Here is a 13032-nt window from a genome sequence, read left to right as displayed (position 1 = left end):
CCTACTCGCGGCGCCGCTCGTTCCCGTCGCGCTTGGCCTCGGAGGCCGGACGGGCGGCGATCACGGGGTGGGCGCCGGTGAAGCCGTCACGGGCGGACGCGATCGCCAGGATGCGCGGCTTCGCGACGTGCCAGCCCACGATCAGGGCGGGCACGCCGACCACCGCGACGATCCCCACGGTCCAGGTGCCGGTCGGGAAGTCGACGGCGATGAGGACCACCACGATCACCAGGAACGCCAGGGTGAGCCACGAGGTCACCGGGGCGCCGGGCATCCGGAAGGACGGGCGCTCCAGGCGCCCCTGTGTCGCCCAGCGCTGCAGCTGCATCTGGCAGAGGACGATCATGCCCCAGCCCGTGACGATGCCCAGCGCCGAGACGTTGAGGACGATCTCGAAGGCCTCGGACGGCACGAAGAGGTTCAGCACGATCCCGATCAGGGTGATGCTCGCCGTGAGCAGGATGCCGCCGTAGGGGACGCCCTGCTTGTTCATGCGGCCGGTGAAGGCGGGGGCGGAGCCGTTGAGCGCCATGGAGCGGAGGATGCGGCCGGTCGAGTAGAGCCCGGCGTTGATGCTGGAGAGCGCGGCCGTCAGCACGACGAAGTTCATGATCGATCCGGCGATCTCGCCCGAGGAGCCGTCGCCCAGCGAGCTGAAGAACGTGACGAACGGGCTCTCGCCCTTCGAGTAGGCCGTGTAGGGCAGCAGCAGCGTCAGCAGCAGCACCGAGCCGACGTAGAAGACGGCGATGCGCAGGATGACCGAGTTGATCGCCCGCGGGATGACCTTCGCCGGCTCCGCGGTCTCGCCCGCCGCCGTGCCGACCAGCTCGACTCCGGAGTAGGCGAACACCACGCCCTGGACGACCAGGACGCTGGCGATCAGGCCGCCGGGCAGGATGCCGCCGTTGTCGTTCCAGAGGCTGATCCCGGGGTCCACGGCGACGCCGCCGGACTGCAGCGGCCAGCCCGCGGCGAGCACGACGACGCCGATCACCAGGAAGACCACCAGCGCCGTGACCTTGATCAGCGCGAACCAGAACTCCAGCTCCCCGAAGACCTTGACCGAGACGAGGTTCAGCGAGAGCACGACGACCAGGGCGATGAGTGCGAGGAGCCACTGGGGCACGGAGGAGAAGAGCGACCAGTACTTCACGTAGAGGGCCACCGCGGTGACGTCGGCGATCGCGGTCATCGCCCAGTTCAGGAAGTACATCCAGCCGGCGACGAAGGCGGCCTTCTCGCCCAGGAACTCGCGGGCGTAGGAGATGAAGGAGCCCGAGCTCGGCCGGTGCAGGACCAGCTCGCCGAGCGCGCGGAGGATCAGGTAGGCGAAGACGCCGCAGACCGCGTACACGACGACGAGCGAGGGACCGGCGGTGGCGAGTCGGCCGCCGGCGCCGAGGAAGAGGCCGGTGCCGATCGCGCCGCCGATGGCGATCATCTGCAGCTGCCGGGGCTTGAGGCCGGGACGGTAGCCCTCCTGCTCCTTCGAGAAGTCGGGCTGCACGGGCCCGCGGTCGTCGTCGCTCTGCGTCACGGGGGCTCCCTCGTCACCGGATCGCGCCGGGCGGCTGCTCCGGCACGCCCGTCAGGGTAAGGGCGCGTTGCTCTGAGGAGGCGGATGGCGCGGTCCGCGGCATGCGGATCCTCTCAGGATCGAAGCGCCTACCCTGGGGGCATGAGCGGTCCGGACCTCGCACGGCAGTCCTCGCTCGAGGGCGTCCGGATCCCGTCGCCGGCGAGGCGCCTGAACGGCGGCACCGATCCGGCGCTCGTCTGGCGCAACGAGCTCGACGGGCTGACCTTCCGCGTGGACGCCGGGTACCTGAAGTGGAATCCCCGGTCCACGGGCGTCGACCTTCGCCGCGAGATCGCGCGTCTGCGCTGGCTGGAGGGGCGGATCGACGCGCCCCGGATCCTGGAGGCGGGCGAGGACGAGGAGGGGCAGTGGCTCCTCACCGCACCGCTGCCCGGGCGGAGCGCCGTCGATCCGAAGTGGACAGCCCGGCCGGAGGAGGCCGTCCGTGCGATCGCGGCCGGCCTGCGGGCGGTCCACGCGCTTTCCGTCGACGCGGTGCCCGAGGAGCTGCGCGGCGACTCCTGGTTCGCGCGCCGGCCGTCGGCGCTCGGCTCGGCTCCGGAGCTCGTGGACCCCGTCGTGGTGCACGGCGACGCGTGCGCTCCGAACACGCTCGTCGACGACGACGGACGCTGGAGCGGCACGGTCGACGTCGGCGACCTGGGCGTGGGCGACCGCTGGGCGGATCTGGCGGTCGCCGCGGTCAGCCTCGGCTGGAACTACGGACCCGGCCACACTCCGCTGCTCCTCGCGGAGTACGGAGCGGAGCCGGACGACGAGCGCGCGGCCTACTACCGCGCGCTCTGGTCGTCCGAGTCCTGAGTCACTTCTTCTTCGCGGCCTCGTCGTCCTGGGCCGCGCCCTCGTCGCTGCGGTTCTCGCTCGCCAGGCGCAGCCAGCGTCCGTCGCGGACGTCCTTCTCGTGCACGGCCGCCTTCTTGTCGCTCGCGGCGGTGTCGCGCGGGGGGAGCTGGATGGTCTCCTCCGCCTCGATGCCCGCCTGCAGCTCGCGTCCGCGCTCGAGCTCGGCGTCGAACTCCGCGCCGAAGAGCAGGGCGATGTTGGTGATCCAGATCCAGAGGAGGAAGACGATCACCGCGCCGAGCGAGCCGTAGGTCTTGTTGTAGTTGGAGAAGTTGGCCACGTAGAACGCGAAGCCGGTCGAGGCGATCAGCCAGATCGCCAGGGCGACGATCGATCCGATGCTGATCCAGCGGAACTTCGGCTGGCGGATGTTGGGCGCCCAGTAGTACAGGATCGCGACGATCACGATCGCTATCACCACGAGCACCGGCCATTTCGCGATGTTCCACACGGTGAGGGCGGCGGGGCCGAGGCCCACGACGTCGCCGACGGCGGTCGCGACCGGTCCGCTGAGCACGAGGATGAGCGCCGCGATCACGATCAGGACGACCGTCACCACGGTCACGCCGAGCATCGTCGGGCGGAGCTTCCAGAAGGGGCGCCCCTCGTCGATCTGGTAGACGCGGTTCATCGCGCGGCCGAAGGCGCCGACGTAGCCGGAGGCGGACCAGATCGCTCCGACGACACCGGTCACGAAGGCGAGACCCGCGGCGGAGGAGCTGGTCAGCGCCTGGATCGGGTCGCGCAGCAGGTCGACGACCTCGCTCGACGCGAGGTTCCCGATCAGGTCGAGGACCAGATCGGTGGTGGCCTGCGCCTGGCCGAAGAGCCCCAGCACCGACACGATCGCGAGCAGGGCGGGAAAGAGCGCGAGCACGGCGTAGTAGGTGAGCGCGGCGGCGAGGTCGGTGCACTGGTCCGCGCCGAACTCGCGGGCCGTCTTCTTGAGGACGTAGAACCAGGAGCGCTTGGTGATGTCGGTGACGTCGTCGGGCTTCCGGGAATCGTCGGGATCGGGCGCTGTCTTCTCGCGGGTCGTGCTCTGCTCGGCCATGCGGACACGCTACGGGGCCGACAGTCATCGGACGGCCCCCTTGACGGCGCGGCCGGTCGTGTCGCGGGTCAGGCCCGGCGCTGGCGCGCAGCGGCGAGGGTGCCGAAGAGGAGGAAGGAGCAGGTCGCGGCGAGGACGGTCAGCAGGGGAGCCTCCCAGCCGCCGCTCGCGTCGTGCGCGAAGCCGATAACGGTCGGGGCGGTGGCGGCCACGGCGTAGCCGATCCCCTGCACCGTGGCCGAGAGCCGCGACGCATGGGCGTCGGAGCGGGAGAGCCGCACGACGAGCACGAAGACCACCGTGAATCCTCCGCCCTGGGCCGCGCCGCCCAGCACGCACCAGAGCGCCCAGAGCTGCGGGGCGAGCAGCAGCCCCGCCGGCACCGTGCACCAGAGGAGGCCGACGAGCACGATGCTCCCCAGGGGTCCGAGCCTCCGGACCAGGAGCGGGACGCCGAGGGCGCCGGCGACCGCGGCGAGCTGGAACACCGAGGCGCTCGCGCCCGCGGTCGCGATCGAGAAGCCGTTGCGGTCGACGAGCAGCGAGGGGAGCCACGCCGTCACTCCGTAGTACGAGAACGCCTGGCTCGAGAAGCAGAGCGCGAGCGCCAGCACGGTCGCGCTGCGGAAGATCCGCGGAGCCGGTGCGGCCGGTGCGCGGTCGGCGCGGGCCTGGCGGGGAGTCGGACGCAGGGCCGCCCGAGGCCCCACGGCCACGAGCCAGCCGGCCAGAGCGAGGGCGTTGAGGGCGAGCCAGACGAGCAGGGCGCCGCGCCAGCCGAGGGTTAGAGCGAGCGGAGCGGTGCCGAGCGAGGTGATCGTCGAGCCGATGTTGAGGGCCGCGGTGTAGACGCCCGTCGTGAGGTCGACGCGCTCGGGAGCGACGTCCCGCCGGATCACGACGGGGAGGACGACGTTGCCGATCGTGATGGAGACGCCGATCAGGATGGTGCCCGCCACGGCCGGTCCCACGTCGCCGATCGAGCGGACGATCGTGCCGAGCGCGACGCCGATCACCGTGACGGTCACGGCGGCGTCGGGTCCCGCGCGGCGGATCACGAGGAGGGCGAGCGGAGTCGCCAGGGCGAAGCAGAGCACGGGGATGCTGGTGAGGATCCCCGCCTGGCCCGCGGACAGCGCGAGGTCCTCGCGCACCGCGTCGATGATGGGCGCGACGGCGACGATCGGACCGCGCAGGACCAGCGCGACCAGGGCGACCGCCACGACGAGGAGCCAGGGAGCGCTTCGGCGCGCGGTCATCGGGGCGTCGAGGGCCGCGGCACCCCGGTCAGCCGGCCAGGCCGGGGACCCCGGCCGAGAGGTTGCCGACGATGGTGAAGACGCCCGACACCAGACCGAGGATCCCGGTGACGAGTCCGGCCGTCGCGAGCCCGCGACCGCCTCCGACGAGCGGTGCGGCCGCCCGGCCCTTCGCCGAGAAGACGATGGCGAGGATCGAGGGGATCAGCAGCGGGTTGATCAGCAGGCTCAGGACGCCGAGCACGAGGCTCGCGATCGCCATCGGGTTGCGGCCCGCCGCGGAGGACGGGGCGGACGGATAGGCGTACAGCTCCTGCTCCGGAGCGCCCGGGGGCGTGCCGTAGGCGGGAGCGGGCTCCGAGGAGGACGGGCGGGACCGGTCCGTCCACGCCGCGCCGTCCCAGTAGAGCTCCGAGCCGAGGTCGGCCGGGTGCGGGTACCACCCGGGCGCGGGCAGCGGAGCGGAGTCGTCGGGCATGGGGCGAGTCTAGAGCGGCGCCGATCAGCTCTTCGGCTGCTCGATGGCGAGCGCGTTCCCGTCGGGATCGAGGATCCAGGCCGCCCAGACGCTGCCGCGGTCGGCCACGCCGTTCTCGGTGCGCAGCTCGTCGCTGTCGTAGTCCTCCGGAGCCACGCCCCGAGCCGCCAGCGCGTCCAGCTCGGCGCGCAGGTCGGCCACCCGCCAGGCGGCCTTGGTCTGCTCGTCCTTCGAGCCCGTGCTGCTGGCGGTGACGGTGAGCCGCGTGCCGCCGCAGGAGTAGGCGATCGCCGACTCGCTCTCCTCGAGGACCTCCAGTCCCAGGGAGCCGGCGTAGAAGGCGCGGGAGGCGGCGAGGTCGCGGGAGAGCAGAACGGGGCCGATGGGGGAGTCGGAGAGCACGGTGAGCCCTTTCGTCGGTGGGCCTCCAGTCGACGCCCGCTGCGGCCCGGCGCGGAAGGGATTGCCACCGGGCCGGCCGGAGGGGGGCGAGCGCGGCAGAATGGCCTCGGCCGTGCCCGCCGCGCGGCCGGGAGGAGCCCTCATGAGCTGGACCATCGACGAGGTGGCGTGGACCCACCCGGACGCCGAGTGTCTGCGCGACGCGCAACGGCGCGAGCTCGACGAGCGCTACGGCAACGACGACCACGAGCCCGGCACGCCGCCCTCGGCCGACGACGTGCCCGTCTTCCTCGTGGCCCGCGACGCGAGCGGCGCGGCGGTGGCCTGCGGCGGACTGCGGCCTCTCGACGACGACGTCCTCGGACCGGGGGCGATCGAGGTGAAGCGGATGTTCGCCGACCGCGCCGCCCGCGGCACCGGAGCGGCCACGGCCGTCCTTCGCGCGCTCGAGGCGCGGGCGGCCGCTCTGGGCACGACGCGCCTGGTGCTGGAGACCGGGACGCTCCAGCCCGACGCGATGCGGTTCTACCTCCGGGAGGGCTACCACGCCATCCCGCCGTTCGGCGCCTACATCGGGTCCGAGCACTCGGTCTGCTACGCCCGCGATCTCGCTCCCGGCGCCTGAGCGTCAGCGGCGCAGGGTCTCCACCGGGTACTCGCCGAAGCGGCGGTGGTACGCCCCCGAGAAACGGCCCTGGTTGAGGAAGCCCCAGCGCGCGGAGACGGCGCGCACGGTCTCCTCGCCCGGAGCGCCCTCGCGGAGCTCGACGCGCGCCCGGTCGAGACGCACGCCGCGCAGGTAGCCGAGCGGAGTGTCGCCGAAGTGCCTCCGGAACGCGGCCTGCAGCGCCCGCGGAGTGAGCCCCGCCGCTGCCGCGATGTCGGACACGGTGACGGGCGATGCGGCGAACGCGTGCAGGAACTCGGCGGCCCGCAGCAGGTGCTCGAGCCCCGGCCGCAGCACCTGCGCCGGAACGACGACCGGCCGGTGCGCGAAGGTCGCGAGCAGGTGCAGAGCGACACCGCGCTCGGCCGCCACGAGCTGCAGCGCGGTCGCCTCGCGGCCCGACCGCAGGACGCCCGCGAAGTCGTCGACCGCCCGCCACCAGCCCGGCAGCGCCGAGGCGGAGGCGATCGAGCGGTGGTCGAAGACGAGCGGCAGCGGCACGCCGTCGCCGGCCTCGGACGAGACCTGCTCGAGGAGGCCGGCGGCCACGTGCACGAGCCGCTGCTGGAAGTCGCGGCTGACGAACTCGAACGGACGCGCGCTGGGGAAGACGACCGGCCGCCCCGGCAGGTGGACGATCCGATCGCCCTCCGGGTCCACCACGCTCGTGCCGGAGAGGAACCACGAGACGACGTACTCGCCCTCCGGACGCAGCCCCCCGGACACGGAGCCGCGGAACACCGACGTCCGCAGGCTCACGCCCTCGCTCCCGGAGACGTCGTAGCGGAAAGAGAAGGGCCGCTCGACCGTCTCCGTCCGGAATCCCGACCCGCCGTAGCCGTCCGAGTAGAAGCGCCGCGCCTCCTCCAGGTCGGCCCCGGAGCGTGTGAAGCGCTGCAGCGAAGGACCGGCACCCATCGGACCAGGATGCCACCTGGACGGATTGCGCACCGGTCGCCCCCGCGTCCGTGTCCGGGGCACGTCCTGTCGGCAGGGTGACGGGGTCGGACGACACGGACGGAGACGCATGGAGATCAGCGCACGCAGACTCGCGGCACGCGACGCCGTGGCCGTCGTCGCCGTCCTCGCCGCACTCGAGGGGGCGCTCGCCGTGGACTCCCTGCCGCCCGGCCTGGAGGAGGTCCTCCTGCACCAGCTCGAGCGCACCTCGCTCGTACTCCCCGGCGCCGACCGGGACGAGCTCGCCTCCGCTCTGCGCGCGCTCGACGCCCGAGTGCGCGACGCGCTCGGGTAGAGGCCGCCGCCGACTACAGTCGAGGGGTCAACCGAGCCCGAGGAGTGCCCGCACGTGTCGAACGAACCGTCGAATCCCGCAGAGAACGAGTCCCACTCGGTCGTCACCGAGGCGGGCACGGGATTCACGCACTTCACCGACCGGGCCGTAGTCGCGATCCGCGTCAACGGGGAGCTCAAGGACCTCGCCGCCGACGTCGTGCCGGGCGACCGCATCGAGCCGGTGCTCATCTCCTCGCCGGACGGGCTGAACATCCTCCGCCACTCCGCGGCCCACGTGCTCGCGCAGGCGGTGCAGCAGATCAACCCGGAGGCGAAGCTGGGCATCGGCCCGCCCGTCACCGACGGCTTCTACTACGACTTCGACGTCGAGGAGCCCTTCACGCCCGAGGCGATGAAGGCGCTCGAGAAGGCGATGGACCGCATCGTCCGCCAGGGCCAGCGGTTCGTGCGCCGCGTCGTCTCCGAGGAGGAGGCGCGCGCCGAACTCGCCGGCGAGCCCTACAAGCTCGAGCTGATCGGGATCAAGGGCGGGGGAGCCGAGGACGAGAGCGTCGAGGTCGGCGGCGCCGAGCTCACCATCTACGACAACGTCGACCCGCGTACCGGCGAGACGGTCTGGAAGGACCTCTGCCGCGGCCCGCATCTGCCCAACACCCGCATGATCGGCAACGGCTACGCCCTGACCCGCAACGCTGCCGCCTACTGGCGCGGCTCGGAGAAGAACCCGCAGCTGCAGCGCGTCTACGGCACCGCGTGGCCCACGAAGGACGAGCTGCGCGAGCACCAGGCCCGCCTCGAGGAGGCGGCGCGCCGCGACCACCGCAAGCTCGGCCACGAGCTCGACCTGTTCTCCTTCCCGGACGAGATCGGCTCCGGCCTCGCGGTCTTCCACCCCAAGGGCGGGATCATCCGCTACGAGATCGAGCAGTACATGCGCGAGCAGCTGCTCGCCCACGACTACGAGCTCGTCTACACGCCGCACATCACCAAGGGCGACCTGTTCCTCACGAGCGGGCACCTGCAGTGGTACTCCGAGGGGATGTTCCCCCCGATGCACCTCGACGAGCTGCAGGACGAGGACGGCAACGTCACCCGCCAGGGCCAGGACTACTACCTCAAGCCCATGAACTGCCCGTTCCACAACCTGATCTTCCGCTCGCGCGGCCGCAGCTACCGCGAGCTCCCGCTGCGCCTGGCCGAGTTCGGCACCGTGTACCGCTACGAGAAGAGCGGCACCCTGCAGGGCCTCACGCGTGTGCGCGGCCTGACCCAGGACGACGCCCACATCTACGTCGCGCAGGAGGACGTGTCGGCCGAGCTGACCCGCAACCTCGAGTTCGTGCTGCAGGTGCTGCGCGACTACGGCCTCGACGACTTCTACCTCGAGCTGTCCACGAACGAGGAGGGCAACCCGAAGTTCGTCGGTGCGCCCGAGCAGTGGGAGGAGGCGATCGAGTCGCTGCGCGCGGTCGCCGTCGCCTCCGGTCTCGAGCTGGTGCCGGATCCGGGAGGAGCGGCGTTCTACGGTCCGAAGATCTCGGTGCAGGCGCGCGACGCCATCGGCCGCACCTGGCAGATGTCGACCATCCAGCTCGACTTCAACCAGCCCGAGCGCTTCGAGCTCGAGTACACGGCCTCGGACGGCTCGAAGAAGCGGCCCGTGATGGTCCACCGAGCGCTCTTCGGCTCCATCGAGCGCTTCTTCGCGATCCTCACCGAGCACTACGCCGGAGCGTTCCCGGTCTGGCTGTCGCCGGTCCAGGTCGTGGGCATCCCGATCGCCGACGAGTACCTGCCCTACCTCGAGGAGGTCGTCGGCGAGCTCAAGCGGTCGGGCATCCGCGCCGAGATCGACTACTCCAGCGACCGGATGCAGAAGAAGATCCGCAACGCCACGCTGCAGAAGGTGCCCTTCCAGATGATCGTGGGGGAGAAGGACCGCGACGCCGGAGCCGTCAGCTTCCGCTTCCGCGACGGCACGCAGGAGAACGGGATCCCGGTCGCCGACGCCGTCGCGCGCATCCGCGAGGCCGTCGCCTCGAAGGCGCAGGTCTGAGCGTGAGCGACGGCCACGTGCCCGAGGGAGCGGAGGGCTCGGCGCACCTCGCCGGGGTTCCCGACGAGTTCCAGCGCCTGTGGACGCCGCACCGGATGGTCTACATCCAGAAGGGGCAGCCCGGAGCCGACGACTGCCCCTTCTGCGTGGCGCCGACGCTGAGCGACGAGGAGGCCCTCATCGTCGCCCGCGGGGAGCACGCCTACGTCCTGCTGAACCTCTTCCCGTACAACTCCGGCCACCTCCTGGTCTGCCCGTACCGGCACATCCCGCTCTACGACGAGGCCACTCCCGAGGAAGTGGCCGAGATCGGAGCGCTCACGCAGACGGCGATGCGCGTCGTCCGCTCGGTCTCGAACAACGACGGCTTCAACCTCGGGATGAACCAGGGCGCGGTCGCGGGAGCGGGGATCGCCGCGCACCTGCACCAGCACGTGGTCCCGCGCTGGGCGACCGACGCGAACTTCTTCCCGATCATCGCCCGCACGAAGGCGCTCCCGCAGCTGCTCGGCGACGTGCGGGCGAGCCTCGCGGCGGCCTGGCCGAGCCTCTAGACCGCCGCCCGGCCCCCTGTCCAGCGCCGCGGGCGGTAGGCGCCGTCTCGTAGACTCGGAGCTGCCGTCGGCGGAAGTCGCCGCACAGAACAGGACTCGCGAACATGACCGACACCACCACTCCGTCCTCGTCCGCTCCCGAGCAGTTCGGCTCGAGCCGCGTCAAGCGCGGTCTCGCCGAGATGCTCAAGGGCGGCGTCATCATGGACGTCGTCGACGCCGATCAGGCCCGCATCGCGGAGGACGCCGGCGCGGTCGCCGTCATGGCGCTCGAGCGCGTCCCCGCCGACATCCGCTCGCAGGGCGGCGTCGCGCGCATGAGCGACCCCGACCTGATCGACGGCATCGTCTCCGCCGTGTCGATCCCCGTCATGGCGAAGGCGCGCATCGGCCACTTCGTCGAGGCGCAGATCCTGCAGGAGCTCGGCGTCGACTACATCGACGAGTCCGAGGTCCTCTCGCCCGCCGACTACGTGAACCACATCGACAAGTGGAACTTCACCGTCCCCTTCGTCTGCGGAGCGACCAACCTGGGCGAGGCGCTGCGCCGCATCACCGAGGGCGCAGCGATGATCCGCTCGAAGGGCGAGGCCGGCACCGGCGACGTCTCCGAGGCGACCAAGCACATCCGCACGATCTCCGGCGAGGTCAACCGCTTGAAGGCAATGACCAAGGACGAGCTCTACGTCGCCGCCAAGGAGCTGCAGGCCCCCTACGACCTGGTCGTCGAGATCGCCCGGACCGGCAAGCTCCCCGTCGTCCTCTTCACCGCCGGCGGGGTCGCGACCCCGGCCGACGCGGCGCTGATGATGCAGCTGGGCGCCGACGGCGTGTTCGTCGGCTCCGGCGTCTTCAAGTCGGGCGAGCCCGCCAAACGCGCGGCCGCGATCGTGAAGGCGACCACCTTCTTCGACGACGCGAAGGTCGTCGCGGAGGCCTCGCGCGGCCTGGGCGAGGCGATGGTCGGCATCAACGTGGCCGACGTGCCCGCGCCGCACCGCCTCGCCGAGCGTGGCTGGTAGCGCCGACGCGCCGCTCGCCGGCGCAGGACCGACGCGGGAGTCCCTCGAGGGGCTCCGCGTCGGCGTCCTCGCGCTGCAGGGCGACTTCCGCGAGCACGCGCAGGTCCTGCGCGAGCTGGGCGCCGAGGTGGTGCTCGTGCGCCGCCCGGAGGAGCTCGCCGCCGTCGCGGGGCTGGTCATCCCGGGCGGCGAGTCCACGGTGATGGACAAGCTGTCGCGCCTCTTCGGCCTCGCGGAGCCGGTCGTCGAGGCGATCGGGGCGGGGATGCCCGTCTACGGGACCTGCGCCGGGCTGATCATGCTCGCCGACCGGGTCCTCGACCGCATCGACGGCCAGAGCAGCTTCGGCGGCCTGGACGTGTCGGTCCGGAGGAACGCGTTCGGCAACCAGCTCGATTCCTTCGAGACCGATCTCGACGTGCCGGCGATCGGCGATCCGCCCGTGCACGCGGTCTTCATCCGCGCACCGGTCGTGGAGGAGCTGGGGGAGCGGGCGACCGCGCTCGCCAGCGTCGCCGACGGGCGGGTGGTCGCGGTCGAGCAGGGCAACCTCCTCGGGACGGCGTTCCATCCCGAGATCACCGGCGACTACCGGTTCCACGAGCTGTTCCTGCGGAAGGTCGCGGCGACGCGCTTCGGCGACTGACCCGCTGCCGTCCCCTCCGCCAGGGGTGGACGGTGCGGGACCCGCGGGCCAGGGTGGTCGCATGCCCGAACTCCCCGAGGTCCAGGCCCTCGCCCTCGATCTCGACGCACGCCTGGGCGGACGCGTCCTCGAGCGGCTCGACGTGTTCGCGATCTCCGCCCTCAAGACCGTCGCCATCCCGCCGTCCGCTCTGTCCGGCGAGACCGTCCACGGAGTGTCGCGGCACGGCAAGTTCCTCGACCTCGCAGTCGGCGGGGCCCACGTCCTCCTGCACCTCGCCCGCGCCGGCTGGGTCCGATGGCGGCCCGAGCGGCCGACGGCGCCGGCGAAGCCCGGCAGGGGCCCGCTCGCCGCGCGGCTGGTCCTCGACGACGGGTCGGGGTTCGACGTGACGGAGGCCGGCACCAAGAAGAGCCTCGCGCTCTCGATCGTCGCCGATCCGCTCGACGTCCCGGGCGTCGCCCGGCTGGGTCCCGATCCGCTGGACCCGGAGTTCACCGAGGAGATCCTCGGCGCGATCCTCGCCACGGCGGGCAGGGCGCAGGTGAAGGGCGTCCTCCGCGACCAGTCCCGCATCGCCGGCATCGGCAACGCCTACTCCGACGAGATCCTCCACGTGGCGCGCATGTCGCCCTTCAAGCCCGCCGCGCTCACCGCCGACGAGCTGGGCCGCCTCTACGCGGCTCTCCGCTACACCCTCGAGGAGGCGCTCGCCCGCGCCGAGGGCCTGCACGCGGCCGACCTCAAGCGCGAGAAGAAGCTCGGCATGCGCGTCCACGGCCGCACAGGAGAGGCGTGCCCCGTCTGCGGCGACACGATCCGGCAGGTGGTCTTCCACGACTCCACGCTCCAGTACTGCCCCACCTGCCAGACCGACGGCAGGATCCTCGCCGACCGGCTGCTGTCGCGGTTGATCAGATAGCGAGCCGGTCCCTGCCCGGCTCGCCGCGGTCGGCTTCCGGAGATGGCGGGTGGGTGGAGCGGGTCGCGTCCGCCTACAGCGATCCGCTGGCACGCGGATCACTGGTTCGGCTGTGCTTGTGGTGAGCCGGTCCCTGCCCGGCTCGCCGCGGTCGGCTCCCGGGGGTGGCTGGGTGGGTGGAGCGGGTCGCGTCCGCCTACAGCGATCCGCTGGCACGCGGATCACTGGTTCGGCTGTGCTTGTGGTGAGCCGGTCCCTGCCCGGCTCGC

At 72.0% G+C, this 13032-nt stretch carries 14 protein-coding genes; 8 read left to right on the top strand and 6 right to left on the bottom strand.

Annotation, left to right across the window (positions count from 1 at the left end; all coding sequences use genetic code 11):
- Nucleotide 1: 1 nt before the first annotated feature.
- Entirely contained in the window at nt 2-1540 is a 1539-nt protein-coding gene (locus tag C5C59_RS07255; protein WP_258062643.1) for an amino acid permease, read from the bottom strand.
- Nucleotides 1541-1681: 141 nt separating this feature from the next.
- Here C5C59_RS07255 and C5C59_RS07250 point away from each other — a divergent pair, with 141 nt between their 5' ends.
- Nucleotides 1682-2404, top strand: a complete 723-nt coding sequence (locus C5C59_RS07250) for an aminoglycoside 3'-phosphotransferase (protein ID WP_181134855.1) — start codon at nt 1682-1684, stop codon at nt 2402-2404.
- A 1-nt stretch (nt 2405) separates the two neighbouring features.
- On the opposite strand, the gene C5C59_RS07245 is transcribed toward C5C59_RS07250, so the two are convergent.
- From C5C59_RS07245 to C5C59_RS07230, 4 genes are all read right to left on the bottom strand, one after another.
- Complete coding sequence (locus C5C59_RS07245; RefSeq protein WP_104239455.1) at nt 2406-3500, bottom strand: YihY/virulence factor BrkB family protein; 1095 nt, start codon at nt 3498-3500, stop codon at nt 2406-2408.
- Nucleotides 3501-3568: 68 nt separating this feature from the next.
- Nucleotides 3569-4759, bottom strand: a complete 1191-nt coding sequence (locus C5C59_RS07240; protein WP_104239456.1) for a CynX/NimT family MFS transporter — start codon at nt 4757-4759, stop codon at nt 3569-3571.
- A 28-nt stretch (nt 4760-4787) separates the two neighbouring features.
- Nucleotides 4788-5237: a DUF4190 domain-containing protein gene (locus C5C59_RS07235; RefSeq protein ID WP_104239457.1), complete on the bottom strand. Its 450-nt coding sequence runs from the start codon at nt 5235-5237 to the stop codon at nt 4788-4790.
- Nucleotides 5238-5261: 24 nt separating this feature from the next.
- Nucleotides 5262-5639 (bottom strand): VOC family protein, encoded by a 378-nt coding sequence (locus tag C5C59_RS07230; RefSeq protein ID WP_181133496.1) that lies wholly within the window; start codon nt 5637-5639, stop codon nt 5262-5264.
- A gap of 142 nt (nt 5640-5781) precedes the next feature.
- Here C5C59_RS07230 and C5C59_RS07225 point away from each other — a divergent pair, with 142 nt between their 5' ends.
- Nucleotides 5782-6264: a GNAT family N-acetyltransferase gene (locus tag C5C59_RS07225; protein ID WP_104239459.1), complete on the top strand. Its 483-nt coding sequence runs from the start codon at nt 5782-5784 to the stop codon at nt 6262-6264.
- A gap of 3 nt (nt 6265-6267) precedes the next feature.
- Here C5C59_RS07225 and C5C59_RS07220 read toward each other — a convergent pair whose 3' ends face one another.
- Nucleotides 6268-7224, bottom strand: coding sequence for an AraC family transcriptional regulator (locus C5C59_RS07220; protein WP_219812493.1), 957 nt, complete (start codon nt 7222-7224; stop codon nt 6268-6270).
- A 109-nt stretch (nt 7225-7333) separates the two neighbouring features.
- Between C5C59_RS07220 and C5C59_RS07215 the strand changes: the two genes are divergently transcribed.
- From C5C59_RS07215 to C5C59_RS07190, 6 genes are all read left to right on the top strand, one after another.
- Nucleotides 7334-7561, top strand: a complete 228-nt coding sequence (locus tag C5C59_RS07215; protein WP_104239460.1) for a hypothetical protein — start codon at nt 7334-7336, stop codon at nt 7559-7561.
- Between the two features lie 156 nt (nt 7562-7717).
- Nucleotides 7718-9619, top strand: a complete 1902-nt coding sequence (gene thrS, locus C5C59_RS07210) for a threonine--tRNA ligase (protein ID WP_258062650.1) — start codon at nt 7718-7720, stop codon at nt 9617-9619.
- Between the two features lie 2 nt (nt 9620-9621).
- Entirely contained in the window at nt 9622-10173 is a 552-nt protein-coding gene (locus tag C5C59_RS07205; protein WP_258062641.1) for an HIT domain-containing protein, read from the top strand.
- A gap of 104 nt (nt 10174-10277) precedes the next feature.
- Nucleotides 10278-11195 carry a pyridoxal 5'-phosphate synthase lyase subunit PdxS gene (pdxS, locus tag C5C59_RS07200; RefSeq protein WP_104224629.1) on the top strand — a complete coding sequence of 306 codons (918 nt, stop codon included), beginning with the start codon at nt 10278-10280 and terminating at the stop codon, nt 11193-11195.
- 73 nt (nt 11196-11268) lie between these two features.
- Nucleotides 11269-11841 (top strand): pyridoxal 5'-phosphate synthase glutaminase subunit PdxT, encoded by a 573-nt coding sequence (gene pdxT, locus C5C59_RS07195; RefSeq protein ID WP_374953893.1) that lies wholly within the window; start codon nt 11269-11271, stop codon nt 11839-11841.
- 61 nt (nt 11842-11902) lie between these two features.
- Nucleotides 11903-12763: an Fpg/Nei family DNA glycosylase gene (locus C5C59_RS07190; protein ID WP_104239463.1), complete on the top strand. Its 861-nt coding sequence runs from the start codon at nt 11903-11905 to the stop codon at nt 12761-12763.
- Nucleotides 12764-13032 lie beyond the last annotated feature (269 nt).

Origin of the sequence: Rathayibacter sp. AY1F4 (assembly GCF_002931775.1) — a bacterium.
Taxonomy (GTDB): Bacteria; Actinomycetota; Actinomycetes; order Actinomycetales; family Microbacteriaceae; genus Rathayibacter.
The sequence above is the reverse complement of the archived record's forward strand: the minus strand, read 5'-3'. Positions and strand labels throughout refer to the sequence as shown.